Source organism: Burkholderia sp. Bmkn7, assembly GCF_041103175.1.
Taxonomy (GTDB): Bacteria; Pseudomonadota; Gammaproteobacteria; order Burkholderiales; family Burkholderiaceae; genus Burkholderia; species Burkholderia cepacia.
In genome coordinates, this window is the sequence record NZ_JBGCUH010000003.1 from 115,102 (window position 1) to 132,188 (window position 17,087).

The 17,087-nt window shown below is 67.2% G+C and carries 16 protein-coding genes; 6 read left to right on the forward strand and 10 right to left on the reverse strand.

The genetic code is table 11. The annotated features are described in order from the left end of the window. The first annotated feature begins 222 nt into the window (after window positions 1-222). Window positions 223-1,275 carry an NAD(P)-dependent alcohol dehydrogenase gene (locus AB3K92_RS21940; RefSeq protein WP_021158563.1) on the forward strand — a complete coding sequence of 351 codons (1,053 nt, stop codon included), beginning with the start codon at window positions 223-225 and terminating at the stop codon, window positions 1,273-1,275. A gap of 128 nt (window positions 1,276-1,403) precedes the next feature. On the opposite strand, the gene AB3K92_RS21945 is transcribed toward AB3K92_RS21940, so the two are convergent. The 5 genes from AB3K92_RS21945 to gatC all read right to left on the reverse strand — a co-directional run bounded on the left by AB3K92_RS21945 (window position 1,404) and on the right by gatC (window position 6,510). Continuing rightward, the gene (locus AB3K92_RS21945) at window positions 1,404-2,177 is read right to left on the reverse strand and encodes an exodeoxyribonuclease III (protein WP_021158564.1); all 774 of its coding nucleotides are present in this window, start codon (window positions 2,175-2,177) and stop codon (window positions 1,404-1,406) included. A 39-nt stretch (window positions 2,178-2,216) separates the two neighbouring features. Beyond that, complete coding sequence (locus tag AB3K92_RS21950; RefSeq protein WP_021158565.1) at window positions 2,217-3,056, reverse strand: polyphosphate kinase 2 family protein; 840 nt, start codon at window positions 3,054-3,056, stop codon at window positions 2,217-2,219. A 118-nt stretch (window positions 3,057-3,174) separates the two neighbouring features. After that, a complete protein-coding gene (gene gatB, locus AB3K92_RS21955; protein ID WP_021158566.1) occupies window positions 3,175-4,650 on the reverse strand; it encodes an Asp-tRNA(Asn)/Glu-tRNA(Gln) amidotransferase subunit GatB in 1,476 nt (491 codons plus the stop codon). 4 nt (window positions 4,651-4,654) lie between these two features. Continuing rightward, window positions 4,655-6,145, reverse strand: a complete 1,491-nt coding sequence (gene gatA / locus AB3K92_RS21960) for an Asp-tRNA(Asn)/Glu-tRNA(Gln) amidotransferase subunit GatA (RefSeq protein WP_048025627.1) — start codon at window positions 6,143-6,145, stop codon at window positions 4,655-4,657. 65 nt (window positions 6,146-6,210) lie between these two features. Then, window positions 6,211-6,510: an Asp-tRNA(Asn)/Glu-tRNA(Gln) amidotransferase subunit GatC gene (gene gatC / locus AB3K92_RS21965; RefSeq protein WP_021158568.1), complete on the reverse strand. Its 300-nt coding sequence runs from the start codon at window positions 6,508-6,510 to the stop codon at window positions 6,211-6,213. 367 nt (window positions 6,511-6,877) lie between these two features. On the opposite strand from gatC, the gene AB3K92_RS21970 reads away from it, so the two are divergent. The 5 genes from AB3K92_RS21970 (at window position 6,878) to rodA (ending at window position 13,184) form a co-directional block, all read left to right on the forward strand. Beyond that, window positions 6,878-7,921: a rod shape-determining protein gene (locus AB3K92_RS21970; protein ID WP_004189550.1), complete on the forward strand. Its 1,044-nt coding sequence runs from the start codon at window positions 6,878-6,880 to the stop codon at window positions 7,919-7,921. Between the two features lie 126 nt (window positions 7,922-8,047). After that, window positions 8,048-9,124 (forward strand): rod shape-determining protein MreC, encoded by a 1,077-nt coding sequence (gene mreC / locus AB3K92_RS21975; protein WP_369465831.1) that lies wholly within the window; start codon window positions 8,048-8,050, stop codon window positions 9,122-9,124. Then, window positions 9,121-9,633, forward strand: a complete 513-nt coding sequence (gene mreD, locus AB3K92_RS21980) for a rod shape-determining protein MreD (RefSeq protein ID WP_009687274.1) — start codon at window positions 9,121-9,123, stop codon at window positions 9,631-9,633. The genes mreC and mreD overlap by 4 nt, the downstream gene beginning before the upstream one ends. 108 nt (window positions 9,634-9,741) lie before the next feature. Further along, window positions 9,742-12,024, forward strand: a complete 2,283-nt coding sequence (gene mrdA / locus AB3K92_RS21985) for a penicillin-binding protein 2 (RefSeq protein WP_124475697.1) — start codon at window positions 9,742-9,744, stop codon at window positions 12,022-12,024. 11 nt (window positions 12,025-12,035) lie between these two features. Next, on the forward strand, window positions 12,036-13,184 hold the full coding sequence (gene rodA / locus AB3K92_RS21990) for a rod shape-determining protein RodA (RefSeq protein ID WP_021163972.1): 1,149 nt from the start codon (window positions 12,036-12,038) through the stop codon (window positions 13,182-13,184). A 105-nt stretch (window positions 13,185-13,289) separates the two neighbouring features. Here the strand turns inward: rodA and AB3K92_RS21995 are convergent, their stop codons facing one another. The 5 genes from AB3K92_RS21995 to queC all read right to left on the reverse strand — a co-directional run bounded on the left by AB3K92_RS21995 (window position 13,290) and on the right by queC (window position 17,074). Then, a complete protein-coding gene (locus AB3K92_RS21995; protein WP_059710717.1) occupies window positions 13,290-14,093 on the reverse strand; it encodes a tetratricopeptide repeat protein in 804 nt (267 codons plus the stop codon). Beyond that, window positions 14,090-14,875, reverse strand: coding sequence for an HpcH/HpaI aldolase/citrate lyase family protein (locus AB3K92_RS22000; RefSeq protein ID WP_059675214.1), 786 nt, complete (start codon window positions 14,873-14,875; stop codon window positions 14,090-14,092). The genes AB3K92_RS21995 and AB3K92_RS22000 overlap by 4 nt, the downstream gene beginning before the upstream one ends. Before the next feature lie 285 nt (window positions 14,876-15,160). After that, window positions 15,161-15,613, reverse strand: coding sequence for a 6-carboxytetrahydropterin synthase QueD (gene queD / locus AB3K92_RS22005; RefSeq protein WP_021163975.1), 453 nt, complete (start codon window positions 15,611-15,613; stop codon window positions 15,161-15,163). A gap of 18 nt (window positions 15,614-15,631) precedes the next feature. Continuing rightward, a complete protein-coding gene (gene queE / locus AB3K92_RS22010) occupies window positions 15,632-16,264 on the reverse strand; it encodes a 7-carboxy-7-deazaguanine synthase (RefSeq protein WP_021163976.1) in 633 nt (210 codons plus the stop codon). 75 nt (window positions 16,265-16,339) lie between these two features. Beyond that, the gene (queC, locus tag AB3K92_RS22015) at window positions 16,340-17,074 is read right to left on the reverse strand and encodes a 7-cyano-7-deazaguanine synthase QueC (RefSeq protein ID WP_021163977.1); all 735 of its coding nucleotides are present in this window, start codon (window positions 17,072-17,074) and stop codon (window positions 16,340-16,342) included. Between the last annotated feature and the right edge of the window lie 13 nt (window positions 17,075-17,087).

The window sequence follows — 17,087 nt, forward strand, 5'->3', positions numbered from 1 at the left end:
CATCCTGTCCGGCAAGAGAATCTGGCTCGCAATGTAGCATCTTGAATGCGTTTTGGCGGCCGTTTGCCCGCAGTTCGAGAGGAATAGGCAAATCTTCCAGACCTTCGTGTATTTCATCGCGGCGCCGTGCTCCTTACGATGACGTCCTGCCTCGCCGCATCGCCACAGGGTGCGACGGCAGTTCGTTTCGCCGGATGTTTTCCCGGCCAAGGAGCCCCCTGCATGAGCACCACCTACGCTTACGCGGCAACCGATTCGCAGTCGCCGCTCGCCCCGTTCGAATTCCAGCGTCGCGCGCTGCGCGACCTCGACGTCCAGATCGACGTCCTCTACTGCGGCGTCTGCCACTCGGACCTGCACCAGGCGCGCAACGAATGGCGCAACACGATCTACCCGGTCGTGCCGGGCCATGAAATCGTCGGCCGCGTGACCGCGACCGGCCCGCAGGTATCGCGCTTCAAGGTCGGCGAGCTGGTCGGCGTCGGCTGTCTCGTCGATTCGTGCCGCACCTGCCCGAGCTGCGCCGAAGGGCTCGAGCAGTATTGCGAGAACGGCTTCGTCGGTACCTACAACGGCCAGGATCGCGTGACGGGCGACGTCACGTACGGCGGCTACTCGACGCAGCTCGTCGTCGACGAGGCGTTCGTGCTGCGCGTGCCCGAGACGCTCGACCCGGCCGGCGCCGCGCCGCTGCTGTGCGCGGGGATCACGACGTACTCGCCGCTGCGGCAGTGGAACGTCGGCCCCGGCAAGAAGGTCGGCATCGTCGGGCTCGGCGGCCTCGGCCACATGGGCGTGAAGCTGGCGCGTGCGATGGGCGCGCACGTCGTGCTGTTCACGACGTCGCCGTCGAAGATCGAGGACGGCAAGCGCGTCGGCGCGCACGAAGTCGTGATCTCGAAGGACGAAGCGCAGATGAACGCGCACCTGAACAGCTTCGACTTCATCCTGAACACGGTCGCCGCGCAGCACGACCTGAACCCGTTCCTGCACCTGCTGAAGCGCGACGGCACGATGACGCTCGTCGGCGCGCCGGAGCATGACCATCCGTCGCCGCAGGTATTCAACCTGATCTTCAAGCGCCGCCGCCTCGCGGGCTCGCTGATCGGCGGGATCGCGGAAACGCAGGAAATGCTCGACTTCTGCGCGGAGCACGGGATCACGTCGGATATCGAGACGATTCCGATGCAGCAGATCAACGCCGCTTACGAGCGGATGCTGAAGAGCGACGTGAAGTACCGGTTCGTGATCGACATGGCATCGATTAAGCAGTAAATGCCGCCGCCGGGCAGCCCGCACGATCGCCGCCCCAAATGAAACGGGCCGCATGTTCGACATGCGGCCCGTTCTGCATCCGGCGACCGGTGGGTTCGGGCGCTACGCGCGCGGCGCAGCGCCGGCAATCACTTCTTGTAGTCGTAGTCCACCGTCAGCGGCGCGTGGTCGCTGAACTTGATGTCCTTGAAGATCGACGTGCTTTTCGCGGTGCCGGCGACGCCCGGCGTCGCGATCTGGTAATCGATCCGCCACCCGACGTTCTTCGCATACGCCTGGCCGCGGTTGCTCCACCACGTGTACTGCTCGGCGCGCGGGTCGAGCGTGCGGAACACGTCGACGTAGCCGACATCGTCGAACAGCTTCGTGAGCCACTCGCGCTCTTCCGGCAGGCAGCCCGAGTTCTTCTGGTTGCTCTTCCAGTTCTTGATGTCGATTTCCTTGTGGACGATGTTCACGTCGCCGCACAGGATCACCTCGCGCTTCTTCTTGAGCTGGGCAAGGTGCGGCATGAACTCGTCCATGAAGCGGTACTTCGCCTGCTGGCGCTCCTCGCCGCTCGAGCCGGACGGCACGTACACCGACACGACCGACAGCTTGCCGTAGCGCGCCTCGACATAACGACCCTCGGCATCGAATTCGCTGCTGCCGAAGCCGATGATCACGTCGTCGGGCTCGCGGCGGCTGTACACGCCCGCGCCGCTGTAGCCCTTCTTCTCGGCGTGGTGGAAATAGCTCTTGAAGCCGTGCGGCTCGACGAATTCGGCCGGCAGGTCGTCGGCCGAGACCTTGATTTCCTGCACGCACACGCAATCGGCGTTCTGTTCGCCGAGCCACTCGAAGAAGCCCTTCTTCGCGGCGGAGCGGATGCCGTTCAGGTTGGCGGTAATCACTCGCATCATGTCGGATTCCGTTCAGTTCGATGTTTTACAGGGGGCAGCTTAACGGATCTTCACGCCTTCGAGCTCGGGCTTCGGCGGCGGGAATTCCAGCTTCATGTCGGTCATCGTGCGCAGCAGCAGCTCGGCGATCATCACGTTGCGGTGCGTCTTCGAGTTGGCCGGGATCACGTACCACGGCGCATGCTCGGCGGACGTCGCGGCAAGCGCGTCGCGGTACGCGGACTGGTACGCGTCCCAGTGCTTGCGCGCGTCGAGATCCGAGATGTCGAACTTCCAGTGCTTGGTCGGATCGTCGATGCGCGCCTGCAGCCGCGCGCGCTGCTCGTCCTTCGAGATATGCAGGAAGCACTTGATGATCGTCGTGCCGTTCTCGACCAGCATCGTCTCGAAATCGCGGATCTGCCGGTAGCGGCGCTCGCATTCCTTCGCGTCGATCAGGTCGAGTACGCGCGGCACGAGCACGTCTTCGTAGTGGCTGCGGTTGAAGATCGCGAGCTCGCCCGCGGCCGGCACCTGCGCATGCACGCGCCACAGGAAGTCGTGCGCGGCCTCGATCGGCGTCGGCGCCTTGAACGGCACGACGCGCAGGCCGAGCGGATCGACCTCGCGGAACACCGCGCGCACGGTGCCGTCCTTGCCGCTGGTGTCCATCCCCTGCAGCACGAGCAGCACGCGCTTCTTCTGCTGCGTGTGCAGGCGCTCCTGCTGCACGTCGAGTTCGGTCGACACGGCCGACAGCCGTTCGCGGTCGTCGTCCTTCGAGCCGGACGAAAACGGCTTCGCGGCCGGGTCGAACGCATCGAGCTTGAATGCGGCGGCTTCCTTCTCGCGCGTGAAATAAGGCACGCGGAAATCGTCGAGCGCGGGTTGTTTCGCCATTCGTTCCTCCGTTGGACGGTGTGACGCATACGATAACGCATCCGCCAAACGCAACGGGCCGCCCCGAACTGGTTCGAGGCGGCCCGTCGTCAAGCGCGGTTCAGGCGCGCGGTCATGCTCAGCCGAGCTTCTTCTTCAGCAGTTCGTTGACCTGCTGCGGGTTGGCCTTGCCCTTGGTCGCCTTCATCGCCTGGCCGATCAGCGCGTTGAACGCCTTTTCCTTGCCCGCGCGGAATTCCTCGACCGACTTCGCGTTCGCCGCGAGCACTTCATCGATGATCGCTTCCAGCGCGCCGGTGTCGGAGATCTGCTTCAGGCCCTTCGCGTCGATGATGCGGTCGGCCGCGCCTTCGTCGTCCGGCTTCTCGTCCCAGATCGTCGCGAAGATCTCCTTCGCGATCTTGTTCGAGATCGTGCCGTCGGCGATGCGCTGCAGCAGCAGCGCGAGCTGCGCGGCCGACACGGGGATCGCGTCGATCTCGATGCCGTCGCGGTTCAGTTGCGACGATACGTCGCCCATCAGCCAGTTCGCGGCGATCTTCGCGTTCGCGGCGCCGGCCTTCGCGACCACCGACTCGAAATACGCGGCCATCGCCTTGCTCGACGTCAGCACGCCCGCGTCGTACGCGGACACACCATACTGCTCGGCGAAACGCTGCTGCATCGCGGCCGGCAGCTCGGGCATCCCGGACTGCACGCGCTCGATCCAGTCCTGGCCGATCACGAGCGGCATCAGGTCGGGGTCGGGGAAGTAACGGTAGTCGTGCGCGTCTTCCTTGCTGCGCATCGAGCGCGTCTCGCGCTTGTCCGGATCGTAGAGGCGCGTTTCCTGCACGACTTCGCCGCCGTCCTCGATCAGTTCGATCTGGCGACGCACTTCATAGTTGATCGCTTCCTCGAGGAACCGGAACGAGTTCAGGTTCTTGATTTCCGCGCGCGTGCCGAACTTCTCCTGGCCGACCGGTCGCACCGACACGTTCGCGTCGCAGCGGAACGAGCCTTCCTGCATGTTGCCGTCGCAGATGCCGAGCCACACGACGAGCCCGTGCAGCGCCTTCGCATAGGCCACGGCCTCGGCCGCGCTGCGCATTTCCGGCTCGGTGACGATCTCGAGCAGCGGCGTGCCTGCGCGGTTCAGGTCGATCCCGGTCATCCCGGCGAAGTCTTCATGCAGCGACTTGCCCGCGTCTTCCTCGAGGTGCGCGCGGGTCAGGTTGACCGTCTTCTCGTACGCTTCCTTGCCGGCCTTTTCGTTGGCGGGCACCTGGATCGTGATCTGGCCGCCCTGCACGACCGGAATCTCGTACTGGCTGATCTGATAGCCCTTCGGCAGATCGGGGTAGAAATAATTCTTGCGCGCGAAGATGCTGCGCGGCGCGATGGTCGAGCCGATCGCGAGGCCGAAGCGGATTGCCCGCTCGACCGCACCGCGGTTCAACACCGGCAGCACGCCCGGCAGCGCCAGGTCGACCGGGCACGCCTGCGTGTTCGGCTCGGCGCCGAACTGCGTCGACGCGCCCGAGAAAATCTTCGAGACGGTCGACAGTTGCGCGTGCGTCTCGAGACCGATAACGACTTCCCATTGAGTAGCCATGTGCTTACACCCCTGCCGGAACTTGCTTGTGCCAGTCGGTCGCGCGCTGGAACGCGTCGGCGACCTGCAGCATCCGGGCTTCGTTGAAATAGTTGCCGATGATCTGCAGGCCGACCGGGCGCTTCGCGTTCGCGCCGGCGCCGAAGCCGCACGGCACGCTCATGCCGGGCAGGCCCGCGAGGCTCACCGACAGCGTGTAGATATCCGCGAGATACATCTGCACCGGATCGTCGCCCTTCGAACCGAGATCCCATGCGACCGTCGGCGAGGCCGGGCCCATGATCACGTCGCAGGTCCTGAACGCTTCCTGGAAATCGTTCGCGATGATGCGGCGGATCTTCTGCGCCTGCAGGTAGTACGCGTCGTAGTAGCCGTGCGACAGCACGTACGTGCCGACCAGGATCCGGCGCTTCACCTCGGGGCCGAAGCCTTCCGCGCGCGACTTCTTGTACATGTCGAGCAGGTCGCCGTATTGCGCGGCGCGGTGGCCGAAACGCACGCCGTCGAACCGCGACAGGTTCGACGACGCCTCGGCCGGCGCGATCACGTAATACACGGGGATCGACAGCTCCGTCTTCGGCAGCGACACGGGCACGAGCGTCGCGCCGAGCGCTTCATACTGCTTCAGTGCCGCGTCGATCGTCGCGCGTACGTCGTCGGCCAGGCCGTCGCCGAAATACTCGTTCGGCAGGCCGATGCGCAGGCCCGCGAGCGGCTTGCCCGCATCGTTGCCGGCCGCCCACGGCTGGCCGAGGTGGCGCGTGAAGTCTTCGTCGTCGCGGTCGAGGCTCGTCGAGTCGCGCTCGTCGAAGCCGGCCATCGCATTCAGCAGCAGCGCGCAGTCGGACGCGCTCTGCGCCATCGGGCCGCCCTGGTCGAGCGACGACGCGAACGCGATCATCCCGTAGCGCGACACGCGGCCGTAGGTCGGCTTGATGCCCGTCACGCCCGCGAACGACGCGGGCTGGCGGATCGAGCCGCCGGTGTCGGTGCCGGTTGCCGCCGGCGCGAGGCGCGCGGCGACGGCGGCCGAGCTGCCGCCCGAGCTGCCGCCCGGCACGGCGTTCGTGTCCCATGGGTTCTTCACCGCGCCGAACGCCGAGTTCTCGTTGGACGAGCCCATCGCGAACTCGTCCATGTTGGTCTTGCCGAGCGTGACCATGCCGGCCGCCTGCAGGCGGGCGACGACGGTCGCGTCGAACGGGCTCGCGTAGTTCGCGAGCATCTTCGAGCCGGCGGTCGAGTGCCAGCCGCGCGTGACGAACACATCCTTGTGCGCGATCGGCAGGCCGGTGAGCGCGCCGCCCGCGCCGCGCGCGAGTTCCGCGTCGGCAGCTTTCGCCTGCGCGAGGGTCAGGTCGGCATCGACGTGGACGAACGCGTTCAGGTCGCGCGCGGCGTCGATCCGTTTCAGGTAGAGCTGCGCGAGCTCGACGGCCGAGCATTCCTTGGCGGCGAGCGCGGCGCGCAGTTCGGTCAGGCTTTTTGCGTGCATTGAGTGGTTTTCCTGGGAATTCTGGGTGGCGCGCGGCGCTGGCCGGCGCGCTTGTCGTCGAATGCTTACTCGATCACCTTCGGCACGAGATAGAGGCCGTCCTGGACGGCCGGCGCCGGACGCTGGTTGTCGTCGCGATTGACGACTTCCGTCACGACGTCGTCGCGCAGGCGCTGCGCGACTTCCTGGATCTGTTCGATCGGGTGGGCGAGCGGCGCGATGCCGGCGGTGTCGACCGCCTGCATCTGCTCGACGAGGCCGAAGAGATCATTGAGCTGGCCGAGCATGTGCTCGGCGTCGGCGTCGGCCATTTCGAGTCGCGCCAGGTGCGCGATGCGTTTCACATCGGTCAGGGTCAGGGCCATGCGATCACCGGAAAAACAAGACTGCGCAATGCATCGAAAGCAGCACTGCGGCGGGGGGTTGGAGGGTGCGATCCCACCCTCAAAAATCGGGGCCGAAGCGGCAAAAATACCGCCCGTTTCGATTCAAATACCGTGAAATTATAAGGTATCATTACGCGTTCGACCCAAACCCGGCAGCCTTTTCCCGCACCGTTTCGCCCCGCTTCGGCAAGCCGTGCGTGCTTCGTGCGATCCCCGGTAGACATCACTCGCAGCTTCGTGCGCCGCGGCGGCCGCTTCCGCCACGCTTCCCGAGGCTGTTATTTTTTCCGCTGCCGCCCTCAGCGCTCGCTATGCAGGGCCGGCCCAGAGCGAAACAGGATTCTGAATGTTCGGTTTTTTGCGCAGCTACTTCTCCAACGATCTCGCGATCGACCTCGGCACCGCAAACACCCTGATCTACATGCGCGGCAAGGGCATCGTGCTCGATGAGCCGTCCGTCGTGTCGATCCGCCAGGAAGGCGGCCCCAACGGCAAGAAGACGATCCAGGCAGTCGGCAAGGAAGCCAAGCAGATGCTCGGCAAGGTACCGGGCAACATCGAGGCGATCCGCCCGATGAAGGACGGCGTGATCGCCGACTTCACCGTCACCGAGCAGATGATCAAGCAGTTCATCAAGACGGCCCACGAGTCGCGCATGTTCTCGCCGTCGCCGCGCATCATCATCTGCGTGCCGTGCGGCTCGACCCAGGTCGAGCGCCGCGCGATCAAGGAAGCCGCGCACGGCGCCGGCGCATCGCAGGTCTACCTGATCGAGGAGCCGATGGCGGCCGCGATCGGCGCGGGCCTGCCGGTGTCGGAAGCCACCGGCTCGATGGTCGTCGACATCGGCGGCGGCACGACGGAAGTCGGCGTGATCTCGCTCGGCGGCATCGTCTATAAAGGCTCGGTGCGCGTCGGCGGCGACAAGTTCGACGAGGCGATCGTCAACTACATCCGCCGCAACTACGGGATGCTGATCGGCGAGCAGACCGCCGAGGCGATCAAGAAGGAAATCGGCTCCGCGTTCCCGGGTTCCGAAGTCAAGGAAATGGAAGTGAAGGGCCGCAACCTGTCGGAAGGCATTCCGCGCAGCTTCACGATCTCCAGCAACGAAATCCTCGAAGCGCTGACCGATCCGCTGAACCAGATCGTGTCGTCAGTGAAGATCGCGCTCGAACAGACGCCGCCGGAACTCGGCGCCGACATCGCCGAACGCGGGATGATGCTGACGGGCGGCGGCGCGCTGCTGCGCGACCTCGATCGCCTGCTCGCGGAAGAAACCGGCCTGCCGGTGCTCGTCGCGGAAGATCCGCTCACCTGCGTCGTGCGCGGTTCGGGCATGGCGCTCGAACGCATGGACAAGCTGGGCAGCATCTTCTCGTACGAGTGATCGTCTAGGCAGTTTTCCTGACATGACGCACCCGCGGCGTGGCCGGCTCGCTCATTCAGAACGAACCGCCGCGCCGTTTGCGCGTCTGAGCTTCATTTAACCGATCGTTCGCGCCCGGCGCCGACCATGGAATACAGTCCGCCGCCCCTCTTCAAGCAAGGCCCGCCCGCGCTCGCGCGGCTCATCTTCTTCGTCGCCGTCGCGATCGCACTGCTGGTGTCGGACGCGCGCTTCAACACGCTCGAAATCGTCCGCGGCGTGCTCGGCACCGTGCTCTATCCGCTGCAGCGCGCCGCGCTCGTGCCGCGCGACCTGTTCATGGGCGCGGCCGACATCGCCGTCACCGGCGCGTCGCTGCGCCACGACAACGACGATCTCCGCAAGCGCAACCTGCAGCTGTCCACGCAGGCCAACCAGGCCGCCGTGCTCGCGCAGGAGAACGCGCACCTGCGCGCCGTGCTCGAGCTGCGCCAGCACATCGCGACGCAATCGACGCCGGCCGAGATCCAGTACGACACGAGCGATCCGTTCACGCAGAAGATCGTGATCGGCCAGGGTTCGCAGCAGGGCATCCAGAACGGCGCGCCCGTCGTCAGCGAGAACGGCGTGGTCGGCCAGGTCACGCGCGTGTTCCCGCTGCAGTCCGAAGTCACGCTGGTCACCGACCGCGATCTCGCGATTCCCGTGCAGGTGCTGCGCACCGGCCTGCGCAGCGTGATCTACGGCACGCCGAAGGGCGATTCGCTCGACCTGCGCTTCGTGCCGACGAGCGCGGATCTCGTCGTCGGCGACGAGCTCGTCACGAGCGGCCTCGACGGGGTCTATCCGCCCGGCCTGCCGGTCGCGAAGGTCGTACGCGTCGACAAGCTCGCCGATACCGCATTCGCGCGCGTGACCTGCGCGCCGATCGCCGCCGTGCGCGGCGCGCGCCAGATGCTCGTGCTGCATTACCAGAACGACATCCCGCCGCGCCCGGCCGAGCCCGATCCGGCCGCCGACAAGAACGCGAAGGGCAAGAAAGGCGCGAAAGCCGCCGCGAAAGGCGAGAAGGGCGAGAAGGCCGACAAGGCCGACGCCGGCGCGAAGCTGGCCGCCGCGGCCCAGCCCGGCGCCAGGCCGGCGCCTGCCGCGCCGGCGCCTGCGGCCAAGCCCGCCGCCGCGCCCGCGAAGCCCGCGGCCGGGCAACCAGGAGCCCAGCGATGAATCGCCCGCAATACATCCTGCAGCCGGTCAATCCGTACTTCATCGTCTTCAGCCTCGCCGCCGCGTTCCTGCTGAACCTGATGCCGTGGGGCCGCCTGCCCGGCGTGCCCGACTTCGTCGCGCTCGTGCTGCTGTTCTGGAACATCCACCAGCCGCGCAAGGTCGGGATGGGCGTCGCGTTCGCGCTCGGCATCCTGATGGACGTGCATGACGCGGGGCTGCTCGGCGAGCATGCGCTCGCCTATACGCTGCTGTCGTACGGCGCGATCACGATCCACCGTCGCGTGCTGTGGATGCCGATCGGCGTGCAGGTGCTGTACGTCACGCCGCTGCTGGTCGTCGCACAGCTCGTCCCGTTCGTGATCCGCCTCGTGATGGGCGCCGCGTTCCCGGGCTGGCGCTACCTGGTCGACGGCTTCGTCGAGGCCGCGCTGTGGCCGATCGCGAGCCACCTGCTGCTGATGCCGCAACGCCGCCCGGTCGATCCGGACGATACGCGCCCCATCTGAACCCGGGGCCTGCCTTGACTACCCGCCGCCTCCACGCCCGCCGCGCTCCGGGGCGGCCCCTCGCCCGCAGCCGCACACCGTGCTGCGGGCCAGATCGATCGTAACCGCATGACCGAATTCAACGACACCCAACAGCAGCTCTCGAAGTTCCGCCTGCGCGTCGCGGCGGCGGGCGTGTTCGTGTTCGTCTGCTTCGGGCTGCTCGCGAGCCGCTTTTTCTACCTGCAGTTGATGCAGCACGGCAAATACGCGCTGCAGGCCGAGGAAAACCGCATCTCGGTCGCGCCGATCGTGCCGAACCGCGGGATCATCACCGACCGCAACGGCGTGATCCTCGCGAAGAACTATTCGGCCTATACGCTCGAGATCACGCCGTCGAAGCTCGACGACACGCTCGAGAACACGATCGACAAGCTGTCCGAGATCATCCCGATCGACGCGCGCGACCGCCGCCGCTTCAAGAAGCTGCAGGAAGACTCGAAGAACTTCGAGAGCCTGCCGATCCGCACCCGGCTCACCGACGAGGAAGTCGCGCGCTTCACCGCGCAGCGCTTCCGCTTCCCCGGCGTCGACGTGCGCGCGCGGCTGTTCCGCCAATATCCGCTCGGCACGACGGCCGCGCACGTGATCGGCTACATCGGCCGGATCTCGAAGCGCGACCAGGATCGTATCGACGCGATGAGCGACGACAACGACAGCGACCAGGAAAACTACGATCCGCGCCGCGACGCGAACAACTACAAGGGCACCGACTACATCGGCAAGATCGGCGTCGAGCAGAGCTACGAAACCGAGCTGCACGGGCTGACGGGCTTCGAGGAAGTCGAGGTGACGGCCGGCGGCCGGCCGGTGCGCACGCTGTCGCGCACGCAGGCGACGCCCGGCAACAACCTCGTGCTGTCGCTCGACATCGGGCTGCAGCAGGTCGCCGAGCAGGCGTTCGCCGGCAAGCGCGGCGCGCTGGTCGCGATCGAGCCGAAGACGGGCGACGTGCTCGCATTCGTGTCGTCGCCGAGTTTCGACCCGAACTCGTTCGTCGACGGCATCGACCAGCAGACCTGGGACGAGCTGAACAACTCGACCGACAAGCCGCTGCTGAACCGCCCGCTGCACGGCACCTACCCGCCCGGCTCGACGTACAAGCCGTTCATGGCGCTCGCCGGCCTGACGCTCGGCAAGCGCACGCCGGGCTGGGGCTTCCAGGATCCCGGCTACTTCACGTTCGGCGGCCACACGTTCCGCAACGACGTGCGCTCGGGCCAGGGCTGGGTCGACATGAACAAGGCGATCATGGTGTCGAACGACACCTACTTCTACATGCTCGCACGCGACCTCGGCGTGAACGCGATCGCGAACTTCATGAAGCCGTTCGGCTTCGGCCAGATCACCGGGATCGACATCCAGGGCGAGGCGCGCGGGATCCTGCCGTCGACCGACTGGAAGAAGAAGGCGTTCAAGAAGGCCGCGCAGCAGAAGTGGTTCGACGGCGAGACGATCAGCCTCGGGATCGGCCAGGGCTACAACTCGTTCACGATCCTGCAGCTCGCGCACGCGACCGCGACGCTCGCGAACAACGGCGTCGTGATGAAGCCTCACCTGGTGAAGGAAATCGAGGATCCGATCACGCGCGGGCGCCGCCTGACCGTGCCGAAGGAAAGCGAAGTGATCCCGCTCAAGCAGGCCGACATCGACGTCGTGAAGCGCGGGATGGAGAACGTGATCGAGAACCCTTCCGGCACCGCGTACAAGGTGTTCCGCGGCGCGCCGTACCTCGCCGCCGGCAAGACCGGCACCGCGCAGGTGTTCTCGCTGCAAGGCTCCAACTACAAGGGCCACCTGCTCGCCGAGCACCTGCGCGACCACGCGCTGTTCATCGCGTACGCACCGGTCGACCATCCGCAGATCGCCGTCGCGCTGGTCGTCGAGAACGGCGGCTGGGGGGCGCAGGCCGCGGGCCCGATCGCGCGCCGCGTGCTCGACTTCTATCTCGTCGACCGCCAGAACCCGCAGAACGAGGCCGCGGCCGTGGCTGCCGCGGCGTCGGCGACCGAACCCGTCAACGCGCCGGTGATCGGCGACGCGAACCGACCCGCCGCCGTCGCGGCCGGCTTCACGGCGCTGCCGCAGCCGGTCGTGCCGAGCGCGGCCAGTGCGGCGGAAGCGGCATCGGCCGCCGCGGCCTCCGAAGCGTCGGCCGCCGGTGCAAGCGCCGCCTCGCCGGCGAGCGCCGGTGCCGATGCGCCGAGGGCCGCGAGCCTGCCGCCGATCCGGCGCCCGCACCGGCCGCGCCGGCCCGCCAGCGACGCGCAGCCGGTCGTCGCCACGCCGCGCGACGACAACCACCGTGCGACGGCCCCCGCGAAGGCGGCGGACGCCGGCACCGCTCATTAACGGAGAAAGGCATGCAATTCGACAAGCGCGCCTGGCTCGACAAGATCAAGCAGATGTTCGCGGGTTTCGACCGCCCGCTCGCCCTCATCGTGTTCCTGCTGCTGTGCGTCGGCATCGTCACGCTGTACAGCGCGGCGATCGACATGCCGGGCCGCGTCGAGGACCAGTTGCGCAACATCCTGCTGACGTTCGTGCTGATGTGGGTGATCGCCAACATCCCGCCCACGACGCTGATGCGCTTCGCGGTCCCGCTCTACACGTTCGGGGTCGCGCTACTGGTCGCGGTCGCGCTGTTCGGGATGACCAAGAAAGGCGCGAAGCGCTGGCTGAACGTCGGCGTCGTGATCCAGCCGTCGGAGATCCTCAAGATCGCGACACCGCTGATGCTCGCGTGGTACTACCAGCGCCGCGAAGGCGGGCTGCGCTGGTATGACTTCATCGCCGCGTTCGGGATCCTGATGGTGCCGGTCGGGCTGATCGCCAAGCAGCCCGACCTCGGCACGGGCCTGCTCGTGTTCGCGGCCGGCTTCTTCGTGATCTACCTCGCCGGCCTGTCGTTCAAGCTGATCGTGCCGGTGCTCGTCGCGGGCGTGATCGCGGTCGGCTCGATCGCCGTGTTCGAGGAGCGCATCTGCCAGCCCGAAGTGCAGTGGCCGCTGATGCACGACTACCAGAAGCACCGCGTGTGCACGCTGCTCGACCCGACTTCCGACCCGCTCGGCAAGGGCTTCCACACGATCCAGGCCGTGATCGCGATCGGCTCGGGCGGCGTGCTCGGCAAGGGCTACCTCAAAGGCACGCAGGCGCACCTCGAGTTCATTCCGGAGAAGCACACCGACTTCATCTTCGCGGTGTTCTCCGAGGAATGGGGGCTCGTCGGCGGGCTCGTGCTGCTGACGCTTTACATGGCGCTGATCGCACGCGGGCTCTATATCGCCGCGCAGGGCGCGACGCTGTTCGGCCGCCTGCTCGCGGGCTCGCTCACGCTCGCGTTCTTCGTCTATGCGTTCGTCAACATCGGGATGGTGAGCGGCGTGCTGCCGGTCGTCGGCGTGCCGCTGCCGTTCATGAGTTATGGCGGCACGGCGCTCACGACGCTCGGCATCGCGATCGGGATGATCATGAGCGTCGGGCGGCAGCGGCGGTTGATGAAGAGCTGACCGCGTAGTACGCATCGCGGAAAGAAAAACGGCGCCCCGGCGCCGTTTTTTTTCGACCGTCCTTGCCGAACGCGGCCGCGCAGCGCGGTGCGGCGCGACCTCCGTTCACGGCGCCGGCGCGCGCGGGCTGCCCGGCTCCGCGCCGGCACCCGACGCCGGCCCCTGCACCTTCAGCCGCGCACTCAGCTCCTTGAATTTCAGCCCGGCCGTCTCGTCGCCCTGCGCGGCCGCCGCCGCGTAATAGGCCCGCGCGATGTTCAGGTTCTGCGCGACACCGTCGCCACCGCGCTCGTAGAACGACGCGGTCACGTACTGCGCGGTCGGCTCGCCCGCGTCGGCGGCCTGCTTGTACCACGTGAACGCCTGCCGGTTGTCGCGCGGCGTGCCGCGCCCGTCGAGGAACTGGTTCGCGAGCGACAGCGCGGCCTGCACGTGCCCCTGCTTCGCCGCCCGCAGGAACCAGCGATGCGCTTCGGCCGGATTGCGCGCGACGAACTCGCCGTCGTCGAGCATCCGCCCGTACACGTACTGCGCATGCGACATGTTCGCGTCGGCCGCGCGCTTCAGCCAGCGCAGCCCTTCGTCGACGTTCGCCGTCACGCCTTCGCCCGTCAGCAGCATCATCGCGTAGTTGAATTGCGCGAGACGGTCGCCGCGCTCGGCCGCGTCGTGGAACTGCACCAGCGCCGCGCGATAGTCGCCGGCGTTGTAGTCGGCGACCGCCGATTGCGTCTCGCGCGACGGATCGGACTTCGCTTGCGGCGCGCCCGGTGTGCCGGCTGCCATACATACGCCATACACGCCATAGACGCCACACACGCACCACCGGCCGAGCATCGCGCCGATCCGCCTGCGCGCCCCGGCCCCACCCTGCACGCGCCCACGGCGCGCGCCGTCGCCATCGTTCATGACCGTACCTCCTGCAGCGCCTGCCGCGTGGCGCGCAACAGCCAGCTGACGTCGGCCGACAGCGTGATCATCCGGTAGCCGGCCTCGCGATACTGGCGCGCGGCCGCCGTATCGCCCGCGAAGATGCCGACCGCGACGCCGGCCTGCCGGCCGGCCGCGAGCACGCGCGCCATCGCGGTTTCGACGTCCGGGTGGCGGATGTCGCCGAGATGCCCGAGGCTCGCCGCGAGATCGGCCGGGCCGACGAACAGGCAGTCGACGCCGGGCAGCGCCGCAATCCGCTCGACTTCGTCGACGCCGCGCGCCGATTCGATCTGCACGATCACCGCGACCTGCGCGTTCGCCGTCTGCACGTAATCGCGGCGCATCCCGAACGCCGCCGCGCGCACCATGCCCGCGACACCGCGCAGCCCGTCCGGCGACTCGGGCGACGGATAGCGCGTCAGCCGCACCGCGTGCGCGGCGTCGTCGACCGTCTCGATGCATGGAAACATCAGCGTGCGCGCGCCGGCATCGAGCGCGCGCTTCACGAGCCACGGCTCGCGCGCCGGCACGCGCACGACGGGTTCGCTCGGCAGATGGGCGGCCGCGATCGCGCGCAACTGCGATGCAACATCGCGGCTGTCGTTCGGCGCGTGCTCCATGTCGATGCAGAGCCAGTCGTAGCCGGCATGCGCGAGCGCTTCCGCGGCCGAGTCGCTGCCGAGCGACAGCCACAGGCCGTACAACGGGTCGTCGCCGTCGCGCAGGCGTTGTTTGAGGGAATTGGTGAGCGTGCTCATCGATACGGCCTCCTGGACGGAACGGCAATCGAACGGGACAAGCAACGGGCAAAGCGGAGCGCGACACGCCGGGCAGCGAAGCACGGCGGCGCCAGGACCGGGCCCTGGATCGTTGGTCGGCCGTGGACGGCCGATCTGACAGCGCCGGCCGCGCGATCGCGCACGGCCGCGTTTTCCGGCGCCACGCAACGATCATAGCGCGGCGTTACGCGGAATGTGGGACGAAGCCGCGGGGTGCGGCGTCAGGCAGCCCGCGCCGGCTGGCGGGGCTGCCGGAAGGCGGGATCAGCGGCCGGGCTGGCGTTCGACGTCGGCCCAGCAGTTCGGCGTTTCGTACAGGCGCACGCGCTCGAGCCGCAGGTTCACGCCGTAGTGCGCGTCGTACACGTTCGCGAGGATGTCGAACGCGATCGCCGCGAGATTCTCGACGGTCGGGATCCGGTCGATCACGACCGTCTTGTGGTCGGCCATCTGCTCGAGGAACGAGCGCACGACCTCGTCGCGGGCGTAGACAAGGAACGCGTGGTCCCACTTGCCGACCAGGTGCTCCATCGCGAGCGCCTTCACGTCGGCGAAATCCATCACCATGCCGCGGTCGGGTGCCCCCTCGGTATCGACGAGATCGCCGCGCAGCGTGACTTCGAGCACGTAACGATGACCATGCAGGTTCCGGCACTGGCTGCGGTGATCGGGAATGCGGTGGCCCGCGTCGAATTCGAGTTTTCGGGTAATCAGCACGATGTCAAAAGCCGTGGCTCAGGGAATGTTCAGATATTTGTGAGTCTGCATCGACAGCCGCCACTGCGGATGACGCTTGCACCAGTCGATCGCGAGCTTCGTATTGAGGTCGCGCGACGGGCCGTCCATCGGCTGGACGAGGAAATACTCGAAGTCGAGCTTCGCGTAGTCGGCCAGCCGCTGGTTGTCCTGCGGGATCACGACCTTCAGTTCGTTGCCCTTCGTGACGACGAGTGGCGCGTCGGCCTTCGGGCTCACGCAGATCCAGTCGATCGATTCGAGCACCGGCAGCGAACCGTTGGTCTCGATCGCGATCTCGAAGCCGGCCGCGTGCAACGCGTCGACGAGCGGCTGGTCGAGTTGCAGCATCGGCTCGCCGCCCGTGCAGACGACGAAGCGGTGCGCCTCGCCCTCCGGCCACAGGCCGGCGATCGTCGCGACGAGTGCCTCGGCGTCCTTGAACTTGCCGCCGTTCTCGCCGTCGGTGCCGACGAAGTCGGTATCGCAGAAGCGGCACACGGCCTCCGCACGATCCTCTTCGCGGCCCGACCACAGGTTGCAGCCGGCGAACCGGCAGAACACGGCCGGCCGGCCCGCGTTCGCGCCCTCGCCCTGCAACGTGTAGAAAATTTCCTTGACCGCGTAAGTCATCGTGCTTCGTCCGGCTCGCGCCGCTCGTTGTCGATCAAAATCCGTTATTCATCCAGCGCTGCCGGCGCACCCGCGTCACAGCGGCGCTTCGGTCACCCGCTCGCCCTTCAGGTAAGCCTCGTAGCCGCGCTTGCGCAGCTTGCAGGCGGGGCATTCGCCGCAGCCGAAGCCCCATTCGTGCAATTCCGCGCGCTCGCCCACGTAGCACGTGTGCGTCTCGACGCGGATCAGTTCGACGAGCGCTTCGCCGCCGAGCTGCTCGGCGAGCTGCCACGTCTGCGCCTTGTCGAGCCACATCAGCGGCGTCTCGAGCACGATGCGCGTGTCCATCCCGAGGTTCAGCGCGACCTGCAGCGCCTTCATCGTGTCGTCGCGGCAATCGGGGTAGCCCGAGAAATCGGTCTCGCACATTCCGCCGACCAGCACACGCAACCCGCGGCGATAGGCGATCGCCGCGGCGATCGTCATGAACATCAGGTTGCGGCCCGGCACGAACGTGTTCGGCAAGCCGTTCGCCGCCGTCTCGATCTCGATCGTGCGCGTCATCGCGGTATCGCTGATCGCGCCGAGCACCGACAGGTCGATCATGTGATCGTCGCCGAGCCGGTCCGACCATGCGGGAAAATCGCGCTTCAGTGCTTCGCGCACGCCTTCGCGACATTCGAGCTCGACGCGGTGGCGCTGGCCGTAATCGAAGCCGAGCGTCTCGACCGTCTGGTAGCGTTCGAGGGCCCATGCCACGCACGTGGCCGAGTCCTGCCCGCCGGAAAACAACACGAGCGCGCCGTCTTTAGCGTCTGTCCGAATCACCGTGATACTCCGT